Raw genomic sequence first — 17085 nt, forward strand, 5'->3', positions numbered from 1 at the left:
AAAAATAAGAATGATCGACCTGCAAGCCATTGCTGTCCTACTAAAGACAGTAGAAATGCTTGCTGGTCGATCATTTTTTAGCTTCTATTGGCATTTATAAGCCAAGAATAGTTTGAGACTCGTCACCATCATTTTTAGGACCGATAGAAAATTCTACCGGTCCTGTTTTTTATAAAAAAGTACTTATCTAAAGGTACTTACTTCTTCCTCAGATAGAAAAATCGTTTAAACTGTCACTACCTCAACATCAATATTTCCTCTTGTCGCTTTTGAATAAGGGCAGTAATCATGGGCATCTTCCGCTAATTGCTTGGCTTGTTCCTCGCTCACATCGTCAACATGTACTTCTAAGACCACACCGATTTTATAACCACCCTCATCAAGTGTGTAAAGTGAAACCCGTGCTTTAACTGTGGAGTCTACGGACAAATTAGCTTCTTTGATCATATGTTGCAGTGCACCATTGAAACATGAGGCATAGCCCGCAGCAAATAGTTGTTCCGGATTTGTTCCTTCAGCATGGATGCCTGGAGGAGTGATCTTCATTTGCATCGAACCATTTGGTGCTGCTACTTCGCCTTCTCGTCCGCCATGATTAATCATCGCTGTTTCGTATAATTTTTTCATTGTACTGCTCCTTTCGATATGACACTTCGTCTATTACCAGTGTAAGCATATCTAGCAATTTGTTCAAAAATTCTGCTCCTAGATTCATACTGCAACGATTGAGGACTTCTTGATTAACATGAGAATTTTAGTTTATTTTCTCATGAAAGTTACTTATTCAAAAACAAGGATGCCATCTTCAATGATTTTTCCAAAAAAGAGAAAAATACCACTCGTAAATAATAAAGTCATGTTTGTTCCCAAATAAATAGCTAATTTCTCTACACAATTTTTGATATGATTGATTCTAAGATAAAGAAAAACTAAAAAATTAACACCATAAACTAATACAGTCAAAAAAATTACTATGTTCGCAACCATTTTTACTTTTCATTTCCCTTCGCTTCCTTAGTATCCACTATCAGTGGTTCAACATTTGAGTATTTCTTTAAATGTTCCGCAAGTAGCTGTAAAACGTGTTGATTTTTTCCAACTTCATCATTTTCGATCTGGAGCACCAGTAATGGCTCATGCAAACTTGCTCGTAATAAAAACCAGCCATTCCCATATGGTTCTTTTAGATCGTAACGAATTCCTTCTTCATTTTCCGGATGAAATACCAGTCCCTCTTCGTTCAATTCGTTCGCTAGCCCTTGAATAATTGTTGCCCCTTGTTTTTTCGGATCCTCTCCACTAAGCCTTAACCTAATTTCTTGTACTTCTTGTGGCTGTTTTAAGTCGTGGATAATCTCTTCCAACGTTTGTTCTGTTTGTTTCAGTTCTGGCAAAAGCATCAAAATTTTTGCAATGACATAGGCACCATCATCTAAAAAATAATTTTCCTTGAATGCTGCATGTCCACTTGTTTCAATCGCTAACGGAACATCGATCCCTTCTTTATTGCATGCAATTGCACGATTGATGACATTACGATAACCTGAAATGTAACGATCTTGTCTGCCACCTTTTTCTTCAATAAACGTTTCTAGGTGATTAGACGTTGGTGAATTAGTTACGATCGTCGCTCCAGGGTATTCTTTTAACACGATCGTACTTAATAAGGCGATCAAATTGTTACGATTGATCACTTGACCACTTGCACTGACTACTGCCGAACGGTCAACATCCGTATCAAAGATCACTCCTAAATCGGCTTGATTTTCCAAAACAGCTTGCTTGATACTTGCCATGGCTTCAGCATTATCTGGATTCGGGATATGGTTCGGAAAATGACCATCGGGGTCTAAAAATTGCGAACCTGTCGTATCTGCCCCTAATCGTTGTAGTACTTTTTCAGCAAAAAAACCACCGGAGCCATTTCCTGCATCTACGATGATCCGCCAGCCAGCTAACGGTTTTGTGTCAGACATTCCTTTCTTTCTAATACCATTTTTGATTTTTTGAACTAAGTCTTCTGCATAAGGTGTTAACAGATCGGCTTTTTGGACTGTCCCCTTATGATTGGTTTTATTTGGTGTTGTTTCTGATAAAATAAATGCGATATCTTCTTTTTCTGCGCCGCCATTAGCTGTAAAAAACTTCATGCCGTTAAAGTAAAACGGCAAATGACTAGCTGTTAGCATCACACTTGCATCACACTGGAATTGAGAAAACTGAGTAGCCATAAACATCGCCGGTGTCGTAGCTAACTCAAAATCAAGAACATTTATGCCTTGTTCGATTAATCCGTCAATCAGCGCTTTTTCTAACGTTGGACCACTGATTCGACTATCCCGCCCCACTCCTACCGTTAATTTACCTTCTTGATATTTGCGTGGATGATCCCTTTTTAACCAATTAACCAAGCCACAACTTATTTCTTGGATTTCAGCTGGTGTCAAATTAGCTGAATGTGTTTCCGTCGTCATGGGAATCCCTCGAATATCAGATCCGTTTTGTAGCGCTTTCAACAAAGACATAAATCATTCTCCCTTCTTTTATTCCCTCATTCTTTCTAATTTTTCTGCAAAATCTTGTGCTTCTTCTTCCGAACGGCAAATCACAATGAATGTATCCACTCCAGCAATCGTTGCAACAACTTCTGGATAAGCGACTTCATCTAACCAATTGGTTACGACATCCGCCCCATCTTTTTCTGTTAGCACCACGATCATAAATTGAACAACTTGTATTTTCAAAACTTCTCTTTTAACAGCTGCTTGTAGTCGTTCTTCATGTAACGTTTCAGCAGGCTGACTGAACAGATTGTAACGAACTTGCTTATTTTCATCCGTAGACTTCACTAACTTCAGCTCACGGATATCACGAGAAATAGTTGCTTGAGTGGCTGTCACCCCTGCGTCTTGAAGACAAAGCAATAGTTCTTCTTGTGTGCTGATTGGTTTTTCTGTGATGATTTGACGAATCAATGCTTGTCGTTGGATTTTTTTCATAGCGGACACCTCTTGTCTTTGATTATAGCAAAAAAATAATCGTTTTTCTGCCTTTTTTGGTATTTTTTACTTTTATTTTTTTAGTTGATTTTTTGGCGCAATCTTGACACGCAAAATCGTTCTCAGTTTTTCTGGGTTGGCTCTGCGCGGATCCCCTAAATAAATTTCTTTATGTTCTTTAGCTATCCGTTGATACCCCTGCTCTTCGATAAACGTTGTTAATTTTTCAAAGGTTTGTGGCTCATCCTCATATGGTCCCACGTGAAGCATCTGAGCGACTAATCCTTCATCCATGCTACTAAATACTACTTGGTCGAACAAATCATTGGGAATTTTGTCCGCTACACGTAGTAGAGCCTCATGTGCAACTTCTTTCGTCACAAATCCAGGTTGTTTGATCATAATCTGATAAGCAAAATGACTCTTCTTCATTACTTTTTCTTGCAAATAAGCTTCTTGTAATCCCCAATGTCCTTCTAATGGATAAACAGTGTAGGGAAGATAGTTAGGAATCTGCCAATTTTTCTTTGGGGCCATTCGGATCGCATAACTAACAGCATATAAAGCTGCCACTCGTCGCTGAAAATCGTCTTCATTTGGATCCCCTACTCCTTTTATGCTAAAAAAATTCTGTGGGGATAACGTTAAGATCTGTGGCTTTTTTTTACTACTATAACCTGGTTCCGTTTTTTTCCAATCAATCGTAGCCATTTTTTCCTCCTGCGATGATTTATTCTCTACTATCATAACTCTTTTCAAAAGACTTGGCTAACCTGGTTGACACTTTTTTTACCTCTATGCTAGAATAAGCGATGGAAATAAATCGTACAGATAACACGTATATTACGTGTCGAGAGAGAGGCGGTTTCTATTTTTATAATAGAAATCACTCTCTTTTTTTACGAAATTTTTTGAGGTGAGGACATGACAAAACAAAAACAATTACTCTTAGTACCTGCAGTCATCGCAACCGGCATGATGTCTTTTGCGGGAGTGTTGATCGAAACAGCAATGAACGTCACATTTCCAACGTTGATCAACCAGTTTCAATTAACGACTGCACAAGTTCAATGGGTGACAACGATTTACCTGCTGATGATCTCGATCATCGTACCATTATCAACTTATTTAACACGAAATTTCAGCCTTAGAAGTCTCTTTTTACTTTCAAACCTGCTTTTTTTAGCAGGAATCATTGTTGACTTCTTTTCTCCGACTTTCTTCATTTTATTACTTGGTCGGCTTTTACAAGGGGCAGCTACCGGGATTGCTTTACCACTAATGTTCCATATTATTTTGACCTTTGCGCCTATGAACCGCCGCGGCGCGATGATGGGGGTGGGAACACTGACCACAGCAATTGCTCCGGCTATCGGGCCAACATATGGGGGAATCTTAACTTCAAATTTCACTTGGAATCATATCTTTCTTTTCTTGATTCCTATTTTGATTCTTTCTCTTGGCATCGGCTTGGTTGCTATTCCTTCAATGCCCGTTCAAAAAAGTGGACGTTTGGATGTGTTGAGTGTATTTAGTTTGTGTTTATTATTTAGCGGTAGCTTAACGTTTTTGAGTATGCTAGGACAACCGCTTAGTTGGTTTGCGTTACTAATAGCGATTATTGGTGGGATCCTTTTTTACCAACGAACAAAAAAAGCCGATTATCCATTGATACAACTAACCATTTTTTCTAATAAAACATTTCGCTTGTTCTTATTTAGCTTTTTAATCTACCAGTTCTTATTGCTAGGCGTTTCTTTTGTCTTACCAAATTTTGTTCAGATTGTTCAAGGAAACAGTCCTTTCATCGCTGGAATCGCCATGTTGCCAGGAGCTACGATTGGCGCTGTATTATCGCCGTTTTCTGGAAAACTGCTTGATCAACACGGTCCCAAAAAACCGATTTTTGCCGGATTACTCCTTGCTCTTGTTGGTTGGTCCGCACTAGTCTTTCTTCTAGGACATGTTTCATTGCTATTGTTGATTACTTGCCACGTGATCTATATGATAGGGATTGGTTTGTCTTATAGCAATATGATGACCACTGGGATGAATGCTTTAACGGATGACTATCAAAGTGATGGCAATGCTGTTTTTAATACCTTACAACAATTTTCTGGTGCCGTTGCTACTTCATTAGTGGCAATCATTATCAACCTTATTCAAGCGCATGCTGATTTGAGCTATAAAGTCGCCACGACATTCGGTTCACAAGTTGCTTTAGGTGTATTACTTCTTCTATTAGTTATCAGCTTTATCTTATTTATTCGTTATAGTTTAACTACAAAACATTCATGATTGATTGAAACGGCAGTCGTTTGCAACTGCCGTTTTTTTGTGCAAAAATACAATTTGTAAGTAAAGGAGGAATCAAACATGGAAAAAATCGCCATTATCGGTGGTGGAATCATCGGTATGACATTAGCCAATTATGTAGATACCACAAAATACAGCATCACCTTATTTGACCATGGAATCGGTCAGGCAACCAAAGCAAGTGCGGGAATCATTTCTCCATGGTTATCCAAAAGAAGAAATAAAACATGGTATCGTTTAGCCAAAGACGGTGCGGCATTTTTCCCAAAATTAGTGCAAGATTTCGCACTTGATCCGACCATTTATGCTCGTTCCGGTACACTCTTGCTTCGACAAAAAGAACAATTAGCAGAATTACTTGATCTTGCAGAAGAACGAAAAAAAGAGGCACCTGAGATCGGAGAAATCCATTTATTAAAAGCGGATCAAACAGCTGATTTACTTCCTTTATTAAAACCGACCCCCTCTTTATTCATCACTGGTGGTGGCCGTTTAGACGGAAAAGCTTACCTTCATTATTTAACGGCACGCTTGAAAAGGGCTGGTGTAACAGTAATAAACGATAAGATTCGCCTACAAAAAAGGAGTGATGATTGGCTGATCCTCGGAGAATTTGGTGAAGAACCGTTTGACCGGGTCATTTTGACTCCTGGTCCTTCCTTGAAGCCTTTATTGGAACCATTAGGCTATCAGGTCGATCTTCGTCCTCAAAAAGGGCAGTTGATCGCTTTTACTACTCATCAGTTCCAAAGCCAAAAATGGCCTGTTGCCATGCTAGATGGAGAAGCAGACCTCATTCCCTTCAATGACGGAAAAATCTTATTGGGCGCTACACATGAAAATGAGCAAGGATGGGATCTGACTCCTACTAATGAAGCATTTTTACAGTTGGCTGAACAGACAAAAGCTTTTTTTGTACAACCAGAAAAATTACTTTCACAGCCTTATCAGTTACAAGTAGGAACGAGGGCATATACGTCTGATTTTGCTCCGTTTTTTGGTCCTTTATTCGATGAACCAAATCTGATCGTCGCAAGTGGACTCGGTTCTTCTGGTTTAACGACTGGTCCTTATATCGGTTATCTCTTAGCTGAATTTATAAACACTGGTAAGTGGCATGGAACGGACTATCAAAAAGATCTCCATAACTACATCAAGAAAACCTAAGATGAACAAAGAGATAACTATTTCATTCATTTATTTTTCGTCATTACCGTCTCATCCCTAAACAGCAAAAAAACCAAGAAATCGAATGACACGATTTCTTGGTTTTGTCTTTTTATTAGTATTCAATAATCGACTTAGTACCAGCCGTTTGCTAACCAGAATGCTTGAGCAGCATCCCATGAGCCATAACGTGATGATACATATTGATCAGCTACGCGTTCTTGGTTTGCAGCAGAATAGTCACCATTTAAGTATGATGCATCTAATTGGTAACGTCCGATGTAACGGCCGTTAGTTGCTGTGTAAGAACCGCCTGATTCTTTATTCGCAATCCATTCTTTTGCAGAACTTGAATTGCTTGGAGCTGTTGCTGTTTGAGCAGCTGGAGCAGCAGGTGTTACTTCAACTGTTTTAACTGGAGCAACATATGTATGTTCTTCCGTTACTGTTTCAGTTGTTTTTGGTGCTTCGACTGTTTTTGCTGAAGCATCACTTGAAGTCGGGATCGTTAATTCTTCGCCAACGTAGATGCGGTTGATGTCTTTGATACCATTTTTTTCAGCGATTGCATCGATCAATGAGTTATCTCCAACAAATTTTTGTGAGATTTTTGATAGTGAATCACCTGATTTAATTGTATAGACTTCGTCAGCATGAGCAGTTGTTCCTACAAACATTGCAGTTGCACCAGCAGCAAAAGTTGTTCCTAAAACGATCTTCTTAATTGAATTCATGTTTATCTCCTTTTTTTTCCATGTATTTATCAACGTCATTAACTTTATCATCTAGAAATATTTCATAGGTAAAAGAAATATGACATTTAATGACAAAATATCCTAATTTTTAACATTTGTAACATAGCTCTGGACAAAAAAGTACGACTAAAGTCCTAGAACCCTTATATCATAAGAAAGAAACCGTTTTTTAACATTTTCTTATAAAGTTTAGAAAATCTTATATTTTGTAATATTTCTAGTATTTTTTTTTAACTTTTTTGATTTTTTTATTTAATTTATCCTTTTTTTTAGTAATTATGTGTCAAAACGACAAAAAATTGAGTAATTATTACAACCTTTACTAAAAAATTTTAGGATAAGTTTTTTAATACTTTTGAAATTTCTGGTATTTCTAGATTTTTTGCTAAAAAAACGATAGTATTCTATTTTTTGAACTGCTTCAATTATAAACAAGTCGAACATTCAGTGGATTATACTACTCTAAGTATTGAAATTTTCTAATACAGATTCTTTTTATTATTTAGTTATGATCCATTATTTTACTTTAATCAATAAAAAGACTAGAACAAACTAACTGTCCTAGTCTCTTTGTCGTACTACGCTTGTTTTAGCATAATACTCTATTTTTTTCTTATTATAGAAGTGAAAGGAATCTTGTACATAAAATTTTCTCTTATTCGCTCGGAGCTGACCGCTTCTTTCATGTCCTCTTTTTTCGCTTCGTTTTCTTGGCTAACATTTCTTGCGCTTCTATAATTTCTGTGATCACTTCTTGATCTTCTTCGCGTTGTTTCATTTGCTCTAAAGTTTCCAACCATTTTTCTGGTTCTTTTCTACCTAAACGCCCAATCGACCAAGCAGCGGTTGCTCGAATAACCGGTCGAACATCACTTAAGCAACTTTCGATCTCAGGTAAAGCCGAAGTATCCCCAAGGTTTGCTAAAGCAATCAAAGCATTTCTTTGCAATGGTTTTTTCCCTCGCCATGAACCAGCTAAATGCCCAAACTGTTGTTTAAACTCTTTATTTGATAAAGAAAGCATTGGTTTTAATTTCGGATAGACTTCTTCTACTTTTGGTTCCATTTCTTCATGGAAATGGAAATCTTTCCCTTGATTATAAGGACAGACTAACTGACAGATATCGCACCCGTAAATGACATTTCGCATTTTTTTCCGATACTCATTTGGCATTAGCCCTTTGGTTTGGGTCTGATAAGATAAACATCTTTGTGCATTCATCCTGCCATCGCCTAACAAAGCTTTTGTCGGACAAGCTGTCACACAACGAGTACAATCACCACAGCCAAAAACACCTGGTTCATCAGGTTCAAATACGATATTGGTGACAATTTCTCCAAGATACACGAATGAACCGTATTCTTCTGTGATCAGCAACCCATTTCGACCAATAAATCCTAGTCCTGCTCTTTGTGCAACAGCCACATCTACTAATTCTCCAGTATCCACTTGTGGGGCAAACCGCCAAGCTTCTTCTTGTTGCCAGACACTTGCTCTGCTTTGGATAAAAGTAATCAATTGATTGAGACGGTCACGTAAAATATCATGGTAATCGATTCCCCAAGATGCCCGTGCAAATTGTCCTCTTTTTTCATCTTTTGGGACCTCTTCATGGATCTTGGTTGGATAAGCTAAAGCAATAGCGATAATCGATTGTGGGCGATCAAAAGTTTTTTCTAAATATAAACGTTCTTCAATTACTGGATGTTCAAATCCCGAAGTATGTCCAGCGGCTTTTTGTTCTTCTAAAGACTCTTTTAAATAATCAAAGGGTTCTGCCGTCGTAAATCCGATTTTATCAATACCTAAACGTTTGCTTTCTTCAATGATTTCTTCTTTTAAGGTTTTTGTCATCTTTTCCACCTATTCAAATAATTGCTAGCGACTATAAATTCCGTAATAAAGCCGATCTCTTTTTAGCTGGACAAATTGGATCTGTTGATCTGCGATCTTTCGTTCTTCCATCCATCTTTTTCTAGTAGCAAAGATTTCCCAATAGTTGAGAGACAACCATTTTCTTTGGTTATCTAGCGCTTGAAAAAAGTTGAGCGATACTGGCTTAGTATGCAACAATTCATGCAATCGAACCTGTTCTACTGCGGAAAAAGTGGATAAATCTCTGGAATATAATGTTTCTTCGTAGAGATTCTTTTGCTGCGAGTAGGTAAATGTTTGTGGAATATCTCCTGGGCGGGCAATCAAAACCAAACGATTATAGAATGTATTCATTAGTTTACTATTTGCAATAAACGAACTTTTATAATAAGCCGATTGAATTTTTTCAATGACCCCTTCTGTCCCCATTGTGGAAAATAATGCTGGCCATGCCTTGATATTGATTTCATTATTTTGTTTCACTAATACTCCTGGAATAAATCCAACAGAAGAAATCGAGACAAAATAACCAATTCCAGTCTGTTCATCTAATGGCTGAAATTCATCAAAAAGCCATTTCCCCGGATAACGTTCTTCTACATCCGATTCACTTGGACTTGCTATGAATAATTTAGCCATTTCTGTTTCAAGAAATTGAAGGTCTTGATCTTTATCAGAGCTATCCTGTTGTTCGATCACTTTAAGGATTTCTTCTTTGATTAGTTGTTTATCTTTACGCGTAAAATTCATAGCTTTACCTTCCTTTCTTATCTTTAACTATAACGGAAAACAACAAAAAAAGGTATCCGAAACTAACAAAAAGCAGACGTTTTTTTTATTTTTTTACTTGCAAAATAAGTGAGCCTTCGCTTGATCTCCTTTCCATATAAATCAGGGTAAATGAATCCTCCTGCTTCTTGTTTTTTGAATCTTGATTTTTAGCATAAATAAGCCGAAGAAACCAAAATCTAACGAACTGATTTTGATCTCTTCGGCTGGCTATTTAGCACGCATTCTTTTCTAGTTTTTTTGAATGAAAGTTATTTTGTACCATTTATTTTTCTTGAGTCAACCCATCATGGATCGTTCGGATATTCCAGTCCATCATCTTATAATAAGAATCTCCTGGTTTGCCTTCCTTATCGATAGAGTCTGTATATAATCGATCATAGATAGCTACTCCCGTTTCTTTCGCTACACGTTCCATGCTTCTAGGATCAACACTTGTTTCGACAAACAAAGCGGGTACTGCAGAGTCTCTTACTTGATTGATGATTTGTTTCATTTGTTCAGGTGTTCCCTGACTTTCTGTATTGATTTCCCAAATATAACTTGCTGGGATTCCATAAGCTTTGGAAAAATATTTGAAAGCTCCTTCACTCGTTACTAATAATCTTTTATCTTCAGGAATTGTTTGAAAGTTTGTTTTAGCTTTTTCATCCAATTCGCTCAACTTTTCAATATATTTTTTTGCGTTTTCTTCATAGACTGCTTTATTTTCAGCATCTTTTTCTGAAAAAATACGGGTAATTTCTTCTACATACTTCATCCCATTCGATAAATCTAACCAGGCATGAGGGTCAGCTTTACTCTTGGAACTCCCACCTGATAAATAAATGGGTGTTACTTTTTTACTCACTGCAAAATAATCTTTCTCTTCTTTTTTATGTGTGGTTTCCATTAAATTCGTAAACCAGCCATTACCAGTTTCTAGATTTAGCCCATTATATAAAATCACATCGGCATCACTCGCTTTTTTGATATCTTCTGGTAACACTTCATATTCATGAGGATCTGTTCCTACAGGCACGATACTATGAACAGCTACATGTTCCTTTCCTACTTCTTTTGCCATATCCGCTAAGATAGAGTTGGTTGCTACAACATTCAATGTTTCTTTAGTCGTTTCTTTATTAGCTTCCTGCTTTTCTTGACTGCCACAGCCCACTAACAAAAAGAAACTTGCGAACATTACCCAAAAAATCCGATAGTTATTGGTTTTCATCTCATTACTCCTTTTTTCAAATGATTTTTTTTACATGATCATTCTTTTTACTCGCTTTTTATGACCCGTTTATGAGCAAAAAAGATTCCCTTAGAAGGTGAAAAGCAAAATGCCAACAGAAAGAATAGCGCGCAAGCTAAAACGATGGTTGCACCGGAAGGCCAGTTATAGCTATAACTAAAAAATACCCCCAAGATTGCACTTAATACACCAACTGTTGATGAGATAGCAATCATTTTCACTAAACTATTCGTTAATAGATAAGCTGTAGCAGCTGGTGTGATCAACATCGCAATCACTAAGATCGTCCCTACTGTCTGTAAACTAACCACTGCGACTAACGTCAGGAAAAACATGAGCAAATAGTGGATCAAGGTAATATTTAGCCCATAAGCTTTAGCCATCATCGGATCAAAAGAAGTAATTTTGAGTTCTTTATAGAAAATGAACACAAACAATAACACAATACCGCTAACGATCGCCGTCATCTGCAGGTCGCTTTCTCTCACCGCTAACACATTTCCAAATAATATATGGTACAGATCCGTAGCACTTTGGGCAAAAGAAATCAAAATGACTCCTAATGCAAAGAATGAACTAAAGACGATACCGATTGCTGTATCATTCTTTAATCGACTTCGTTGGGTAACAAAACCAATGAGTCCTGCCGTCAACATGCCGAAGACCGTGGCACCTAAAATATAACTAAAGCCAAACATGTAGGAAATTGCTACTCCTGGTAAGACCGCATGTGAAATAGCATCTCCCATCAACGACATCCCTCGTAAGATGATAAAAGATCCGATCACCCCGGAAGCCAAACCAACGAGCATTGATGTGAACAATGCATATTGTAAAAACTGGTAGTTCATCATTCCTTCAATAAACGATTGGATCATTTTTCTTTTGCTCCTTTCACTAATTGCCCGATCACTTCACCATAAGCAATCTTCAGATTTTCTGAAGTAAATGTCGTTGCAACAGGTCCGGCAGCGATCAATTGCTGATTCAATAAAATCACTTCATCAAAATATTCTGTTACTTTGTGCAAGTCGTGATGAACAATGATGATCGTTTTACCTGCTGCTTTTAATTCTTTCAATATTGAAAAAATTTTTTTCTCACTTACGGCATCAATCCCTACAAATGGCTCATCAAGAAAAATCCATTCTGCTTGTTGCGCCAATGCGCGGGCAATAAAAACACGTTGTAACTGTCCACCCGACAATTCGCTTATTTGTCGCTTCCCATACGAAGCCATACCGACTTTTTCTAATGCTTGCTGTGCTCGTTCTTTTTCTTTTTTTCCCGGACGTTGTCCCAACCTTAATGATGGATAAGTCCCCAATAAGACCACACCTAACACATCAATTGGAAAAGAGAGATCCAATTCATTTCGTTGTTCAACATAAGCGATTTTTTTACGTGCTTCTTTTAGCAATGAACCACCAAAAGAAATTTCTCCAGATACTTTGGGAATCAAAGCCAGTATAGCTTTCATAAAAGTTGATTTTCCCGCACCATTTGGACCGATGATCCCAGTGATTTTTTTGGGTTGGATCATTACATCAACTTCGTTTAACGCTAACTTTCCTTGATAAGCAACGGTTAATTGCTGGATATTAATGATCGCTTCTGACACATTCTTCACTCCTTTTAGGTTTACCTAACTTTTTATTTAACTATAGTTTAACTAAAGACGAAAGCATTTTCAAGTATCCCGCATGATTTTTTTACAAGAAAGGCTCGCAATTTATGAGAACTTTCTGTAAAATCACATCAAGAGTTTTAAAAGCAAATTGTCTTTATTGATCATTTATTTGTTATTAATGTCTATCATTTATTCGTATTTGCTTGTTTTACTCAAAAATGAAAGGAGTTTTAGTATGGAAGAAGAAAAATTAACTCGAAGCCTTAGTGCCCGTCACATTCAGATGATTGCACTAGGAGGAACGATCGGCGTAGGATTGTTTATGGGTGCTTCCTCAACCATTCGTTGGACAGGTCCCTCAGTAATGGTTGCCTATGCTGTCGCAGGTCTCTTTCTTTATTTGATCATGCGAGCACTTGGCGAAATGCTTTATGTCGATCCTTCAACGGGTTCTTTTGCGAATTATGCTAGTAATTATCTTCATCCTGTCGCTGGTTATTTAACTGCTTGGAGTAACATCTTTCAGTTTATTGTTGTCGGGATCAGTGAAGTCATTGCAGTCGGTGAATATATGAATTATTGGTGGCCTCATCTGCCAACAATCATTCCTGGGATTGTCGTCATCCTCTTTTTGATGCTTGCCAACTTAGCTTCTGTTAAAGCTTTTGGTGAACTAGAATTTTGGTTTTCAATGATTAAAGTCGGCACGATCGTTTTGATGATTCTGGTAGGGCTAGGTGTCATCTTATTTGGCTTAGGAAATCAAGGCCAAGCAGTCGGGATCTCTAATCTTTGGAAAAACGGCGGTTTCTTTACCGGCGGAGTAAAAGGTTTCTTTTTTGCGCTATCCATTGTTGTTGCATCTTATCAAGGAATCGAGCTGATCGGAATGGCCGCTGGAGAAGCTGCAAATCCGAAAAAAACGATCGTTGAAGCTGTTCAATCAACTATTGGACGAATCTTGATTTTTTACATTGGTGCTATTTTTATTATCGTTAGTATCTATCCATGGAATCAATTAGGCACAATAGGTTCCCCATTTGTTCAAACATTTTCTAAAATCGGGATCACATTTGCTGCCGGATTGATCAATTTCGTCGTCTTGACGGCTGCCTTATCTGGGTGTAATTCGGGTATTTTCAGTGCCAGTCGAATGATCTACACCTTAGCAATCAATGGAAAAATGTCGAGGAAATTTTTAAAACTAACCCGTCATGGCGTACCTTTTTATCCAGTCGTAGCGATTTCTAGCGGGATATTGATTGGCCTAGTTTTAAATTACCTGTTACCTTTGTTTGTGAATCATGCAGAAAATATTTTCGTTTTTGTCTATAGTTCCAGTATTTTACCGGGGATGGTTCCTTGGGTGGTTATCTTACTTAGTGAGATCCAATTTAAAAAACAACACCCAGAAGAAATGAGAGATCATCCATTTAAAATGCCATTATCACCTTATACCAATTATCTTACTTTATTATTTTTAGCCATTGTCTTGATTTTTATGTTTATCAATCAAGAAACAAGAATTCCATTGATTATTGGTCTCGTGTTTTTGTGCTACATGACGATTCATTATTTTCTACGTGAACGAAGACTGAAAAGTCGCTAATCTTCATCAAAAAAGCAGGGCTTCCCATCAAGTGGGACCCTGCTTTTTTACTCTTTTTTAGTTAAATGCACAAATAGCGTTTTTTATTGTTTGAAACAAATAGAAATTTTTCTATACTAAATCTAAAGTTCCTTGGAATTTAAATTCCATTTGTGGTGGTGGTCCCCAATTTGCTACTCTTTTGTCTCCTGTCCAATAAACATACCCTTGATACTTTCGACCACTTACATATTCAACATACCAATATTTACTTTGTGCAGGTTTCCCACCCCAAGTCGATCCTACTTTCATCCAAACTTGGGCTGAAAAGATTGGACTAACTCTCACTAAATGATTAGATTTAGTAATTTCTACAATATTATCATTGTTCTCAACTACATATACATCTGTTGCAATTTCACTTTCCGTTTCATCTAGGTATATAAATAAATGATCTGTCGTTGTATTTTGTTCTGCTGCAACTGGAACAGCTAATCCAACTAAACAAAATATAAAAATAAGTGGAATTCCTAATCCAAAACTCTTCATCCTAATTGCCTCCCATTTTTAATAATCATTTTTTTAATCTCATGATTAGAAGATAACTAATTGAATAAAATACAATAAAAAGTAGACCTGAAAGAAATATATCATTAAAAAATGATAAAAAATTCAGTGTTCCATCAATCAATGCCTTTATTGTGCCGACAATTATATAGCCTATAAAAGCTGATAATATATTTAAAACTTCATGCTGATTTTTCTTCATACATAAACACTTCCTAAAAAATAATATCTACTCAGATATCATTGTAAATAATAGTATTGATATACAAATCCTCTTACTACAAAAACTCTACCATGTTTAAAATTACCACCAGTTATAACACCTGATATCCCACCTATGGCGGAACCCCAACCAGCGCCTGGGAGTAAACTGCCTAGAGCTCCTATAATTGCTCCAATACCGGCTTTACTTATATTATTCAACCAAGTTTTACTAATATATATATATCAACATTCCCCTTTCTAGCTTGTCCATGCCACACAATCTTAGTGACACCATTACTTCTTGGTGTGAGCTGCTTTTTAGAAAGAAATGAAGAATCCAATCCTTTCATTTCAAGAAACGCTTTTAAATTATTGTCTGTTATCGTTACGATTGTGCTGTCCTCTTCTACTTGAACATCGAAATAATCCGAATTTTCTTTATAAAACTCGATTGGATCCGACCTATTATCTACTATTCCACTTGCATAAACATTAGTTCCAAAAGTAACTAGTGGAGTTAATCCCAACAACAAAATAGCTATGCAACAAATAAAATTACTTTTTTTAAACACGACTATCATCTTCTTGTTATTTTTATAAAATTACTTTATAACGAAAAAGCTTTCTAATCAAGCAATTTTTCCGTTTTTTTCATTAAATTTCCTATACGTTCAACTTCGAGGAAATTTAAGCGAAGCAATTAGATAAGTGATTTTCAACATACTTAAAATAAGCAAGACAAATGATTGATATACGCATTGATAGAAGTTCATTGTAATAGCTAACCACTTAGTCGTTTTTTTGAAAGCTAAGGGGCGCTAGACGGACTTTTTTCAATGTTTACGACTTTCTAAAATTAAGAAAATTTCTCATCGAATAATGCTCCCAATGATTTCTGTGTCAATGGCTTACTCCAAACTACGATATACGTAAATAAACCATTTCAATTCAAAAAAATAAGCTAGTGTCCAATCAATTGATTGGTCGCTAGCTTATTTTTGCTGATCAAGGCATCTTGTCAGTGGCTTAATTCAATTTCAATACTTCTCCAGGACTGAAGAAATAGCTGTCCATCGTCATCCCATTCAATGATAAAAGCTTATCAACTGGTATCCCTGTACGTTCCGCAATCTGGTTGGGACCTTCTCCTTGTTGAACGACAGTAGTAGCAGCTTGTTCATTTGAAGTAGCGCTTGCTGTCTGTCCTTCGGTTCCTTGGGTAGCTTGACTGGAAGATTGTGTCGTTGAGTCAGTCGTCTGAGAAACACTAGTTTCCGTTTCACTAGTTGTTTGACTGCTTGACGTTTCTGCTTGTACCGAAGCACTTGTTCGGAGATAGATATCAGAAATTTTAGCTACTTGTTCCGTATAATCTGCTGAAAGTTGGTTGATCCAATTTGCAAGATCTATACCTTCTTTGGTTGGCGCTGCTTGATACGTTGCTTGTAGTTTGCTGATCCCTTCATCAGAAATAGCTTGTAGCGCTCGAGCCTTTTGATTAGCAATCGCAGACAACCCCATCACACCGTTTTGATTGTTCTGAATCTCAGCTTGGTATTCTTCGATCAAACGAGGCGTTTGTTCTTCCAATTTCTTTGTATAATCTGTCATAATCGTTTGTAACTGATCCATCAGTGTGCCTGTTTTCGATTCTTGAGTCGAACTTGCAGTTTCTTTATTTTTTGGTTTCGTTGTGGAAGAAGCTTTTTTTGTGGTAGTTTCGCTTGTTTTTGCGACCGAGCTTTCTGCACTCGAACTATTCTTTCCATGAAAATAAAGAGCTGTAACAGCACCTATAAGGACTAAGCAAACAGCAACAGCCGAACCAATTTTGATCAATCGGCGTTGCGTTTCTTTTTTCTGTTGTTGTCTACGAGCCATTCGGACATTGACTCTTTGCTCGTTTTCTTCGTTCATTTCTTTCACCACCCATTAGTATATAAAATAGCGTTCTCAA

Annotated in this window: 18 protein-coding genes; 3 read left to right on the plus strand and 15 right to left on the minus strand. The window is 37.1% G+C overall.

Annotated features, from left to right (window positions below; genetic code table 11):
• Nucleotides 1-225: 225 nt before the first annotated feature.
• The 5 genes from IGK91_RS10495 to IGK91_RS10515 all read right to left on the minus strand — a co-directional run bounded on the left by IGK91_RS10495 (nt 226) and on the right by IGK91_RS10515 (nt 3710).
• Nucleotides 226-627, minus strand: a complete 402-nt coding sequence (locus tag IGK91_RS10495) for an organic hydroperoxide resistance protein (RefSeq protein ID WP_010720840.1) — start codon at nt 625-627, stop codon at nt 226-228.
• Nucleotides 628-780: 153 nt separating this feature from the next.
• Nucleotides 781-987 (minus strand): hypothetical protein, encoded by a 207-nt coding sequence (locus IGK91_RS10500; RefSeq protein ID WP_010720841.1) that lies wholly within the window; start codon nt 985-987, stop codon nt 781-783.
• A 2-nt stretch (nt 988-989) separates the two neighbouring features.
• Entirely contained in the window at nt 990-2525 is a 1536-nt protein-coding gene (locus tag IGK91_RS10505; RefSeq protein ID WP_081123376.1) for a phosphomannomutase/phosphoglucomutase, read from the minus strand.
• An 18-nt stretch (nt 2526-2543) separates the two neighbouring features.
• A complete protein-coding gene (locus IGK91_RS10510; protein WP_010737119.1) occupies nt 2544-2999 on the minus strand; it encodes an arginine repressor in 456 nt (151 codons plus the stop codon).
• Nucleotides 3000-3071: 72 nt separating this feature from the next.
• Entirely contained in the window at nt 3072-3710 is a 639-nt protein-coding gene (locus tag IGK91_RS10515) for a GyrI-like domain-containing protein (protein WP_010737118.1), read from the minus strand.
• 213 nt (nt 3711-3923) lie between these two features.
• Here IGK91_RS10515 and IGK91_RS10520 point away from each other — a divergent pair, with 213 nt between their 5' ends.
• Together IGK91_RS10520 and IGK91_RS10525 are read left to right on the plus strand one after the other, a co-directional pair.
• Complete coding sequence (locus IGK91_RS10520; protein WP_010737117.1) at nt 3924-5297, plus strand: MFS transporter; 1374 nt, start codon at nt 3924-3926, stop codon at nt 5295-5297.
• A gap of 78 nt (nt 5298-5375) precedes the next feature.
• A complete protein-coding gene (locus IGK91_RS10525; RefSeq protein WP_010737116.1) occupies nt 5376-6482 on the plus strand; it encodes an NAD(P)/FAD-dependent oxidoreductase in 1107 nt (368 codons plus the stop codon).
• Nucleotides 6483-6616: 134 nt separating this feature from the next.
• Here IGK91_RS10525 and IGK91_RS10530 read toward each other — a convergent pair whose 3' ends face one another.
• The 6 genes from IGK91_RS10530 to IGK91_RS10555 all read right to left on the minus strand — a co-directional run bounded on the left by IGK91_RS10530 (nt 6617) and on the right by IGK91_RS10555 (nt 12760).
• Complete coding sequence (locus tag IGK91_RS10530; protein WP_010737115.1) at nt 6617-7216, minus strand: LysM peptidoglycan-binding domain-containing protein; 600 nt, start codon at nt 7214-7216, stop codon at nt 6617-6619.
• Between the two features lie 703 nt (nt 7217-7919).
• Nucleotides 7920-9092, minus strand: coding sequence for a tRNA epoxyqueuosine(34) reductase QueG (gene queG, locus IGK91_RS10535; RefSeq protein ID WP_010720848.1), 1173 nt, complete (start codon nt 9090-9092; stop codon nt 7920-7922).
• A gap of 24 nt (nt 9093-9116) precedes the next feature.
• The gene (locus tag IGK91_RS10540) at nt 9117-9863 is read right to left on the minus strand and encodes a hypothetical protein (protein WP_010720849.1); all 747 of its coding nucleotides are present in this window, start codon (nt 9861-9863) and stop codon (nt 9117-9119) included.
• A 304-nt stretch (nt 9864-10167) separates the two neighbouring features.
• The gene (locus IGK91_RS10545; RefSeq protein ID WP_010737114.1) at nt 10168-11118 is read right to left on the minus strand and encodes a metal ABC transporter substrate-binding protein; all 951 of its coding nucleotides are present in this window, start codon (nt 11116-11118) and stop codon (nt 10168-10170) included.
• Nucleotides 11119-11165: 47 nt separating this feature from the next.
• Entirely contained in the window at nt 11166-12017 is an 852-nt protein-coding gene (locus IGK91_RS10550) for a metal ABC transporter permease (protein WP_010720851.1), read from the minus strand.
• Nucleotides 12014-12760 carry a metal ABC transporter ATP-binding protein gene (locus tag IGK91_RS10555; RefSeq protein ID WP_010737112.1) on the minus strand — a complete coding sequence of 249 codons (747 nt, stop codon included), beginning with the start codon at nt 12758-12760 and terminating at the stop codon, nt 12014-12016. The genes IGK91_RS10550 and IGK91_RS10555 overlap by 4 nt, the downstream gene beginning before the upstream one ends.
• A 244-nt stretch (nt 12761-13004) precedes the next feature.
• Here IGK91_RS10555 and IGK91_RS10560 point away from each other — a divergent pair, with 244 nt between their 5' ends.
• Entirely contained in the window at nt 13005-14378 is a 1374-nt protein-coding gene (locus IGK91_RS10560; RefSeq protein ID WP_010737111.1) for an amino acid permease, read from the plus strand.
• Between the two features lie 111 nt (nt 14379-14489).
• Here the strand turns inward: IGK91_RS10560 and IGK91_RS10565 are convergent, their stop codons facing one another.
• From IGK91_RS10565 to IGK91_RS10580, 4 genes are all read right to left on the minus strand, one after another.
• Nucleotides 14490-14906, minus strand: a complete 417-nt coding sequence (locus IGK91_RS10565) for a hypothetical protein (RefSeq protein ID WP_010737110.1) — start codon at nt 14904-14906, stop codon at nt 14490-14492.
• 25 nt (nt 14907-14931) lie between these two features.
• Nucleotides 14932-15126: a hypothetical protein gene (locus IGK91_RS10570; protein WP_010737109.1), complete on the minus strand. Its 195-nt coding sequence runs from the start codon at nt 15124-15126 to the stop codon at nt 14932-14934.
• Nucleotides 15127-15343: 217 nt separating this feature from the next.
• The gene (locus IGK91_RS10575) at nt 15344-15709 is read right to left on the minus strand and encodes a hypothetical protein (protein ID WP_016249914.1); all 366 of its coding nucleotides are present in this window, start codon (nt 15707-15709) and stop codon (nt 15344-15346) included.
• 445 nt (nt 15710-16154) lie between these two features.
• Nucleotides 16155-17045, minus strand: a complete 891-nt coding sequence (locus IGK91_RS10580; protein ID WP_430605298.1) for a LysM peptidoglycan-binding domain-containing protein — start codon at nt 17043-17045, stop codon at nt 16155-16157.
• Nucleotides 17046-17085 lie beyond the last annotated feature (40 nt).

Origin of the sequence: Enterococcus sp. DIV1208, assembly GCF_050530455.1 — a bacterium.
Lineage (GTDB): Bacteria > Bacillota > Bacilli > Lactobacillales > Enterococcaceae > Enterococcus_B > Enterococcus_B hirae.

Coding starts and splice junctions, on each gene's coding strand:
- IGK91_RS10495 (WP_010720840.1), bottom strand. CDS start 627: ATGAAAAAATTATACGAAACAGCGATGATTAATCATGGCGGACGAGAA.
- IGK91_RS10500 (WP_010720841.1), bottom strand. CDS start 987: ATGGTTGCGAACATAGTAATTTTTTTGACTGTATTAGTTTATGGTGTT.
- IGK91_RS10505 (WP_081123376.1), bottom strand. CDS start 2,525: ATGTCTTTGTTGAAAGCGCTACAAAACGGATCTGATATTCGAGGGATT.
- IGK91_RS10510 (WP_010737119.1), bottom strand. CDS start 2,999: ATGAAAAAAATCCAACGACAAGCATTGATTCGTCAAATCATCACAGAA.
- IGK91_RS10515 (WP_010737118.1), bottom strand. CDS start 3,710: ATGGCTACGATTGATTGGAAAAAAACGGAACCAGGTTATAGTAGTAAA.
- IGK91_RS10520 (WP_010737117.1), top strand. CDS start 3,924: ATGACAAAACAAAAACAATTACTCTTAGTACCTGCAGTCATCGCAACC.
- IGK91_RS10525 (WP_010737116.1), top strand. CDS start 5,376: ATGGAAAAAATCGCCATTATCGGTGGTGGAATCATCGGTATGACATTA.
- IGK91_RS10530 (WP_010737115.1), bottom strand. CDS start 7,216: ATGAATTCAATTAAGAAGATCGTTTTAGGAACAACTTTTGCTGCTGGT.
- queG (WP_010720848.1), bottom strand. CDS start 9,092: ATGACAAAAACCTTAAAAGAAGAAATCATTGAAGAAAGCAAACGTTTA.
- IGK91_RS10540 (WP_010720849.1), bottom strand. CDS start 9,863: ATGAATTTTACGCGTAAAGATAAACAACTAATCAAAGAAGAAATCCTT.
- IGK91_RS10545 (WP_010737114.1), bottom strand. CDS start 11,118: ATGAAAACCAATAACTATCGGATTTTTTGGGTAATGTTCGCAAGTTTC.
- IGK91_RS10550 (WP_010720851.1), bottom strand. CDS start 12,017: ATGATCCAATCGTTTATTGAAGGAATGATGAACTACCAGTTTTTACAA.
- IGK91_RS10560 (WP_010737111.1), top strand. CDS start 13,005: ATGGAAGAAGAAAAATTAACTCGAAGCCTTAGTGCCCGTCACATTCAG.
- IGK91_RS10565 (WP_010737110.1), bottom strand. CDS start 14,906: ATGAAGAGTTTTGGATTAGGAATTCCACTTATTTTTATATTTTGTTTA.
- IGK91_RS10570 (WP_010737109.1), bottom strand. CDS start 15,126: ATGAAGAAAAATCAGCATGAAGTTTTAAATATATTATCAGCTTTTATA.
- IGK91_RS10575 (WP_016249914.1), bottom strand. CDS start 15,709: ATGATAGTCGTGTTTAAAAAAAGTAATTTTATTTGTTGCATAGCTATT.
- IGK91_RS10580 (WP_430605298.1), bottom strand. CDS start 17,045: ATGAACGAAGAAAACGAGCAAAGAGTCAATGTCCGAATGGCTCGTAGA.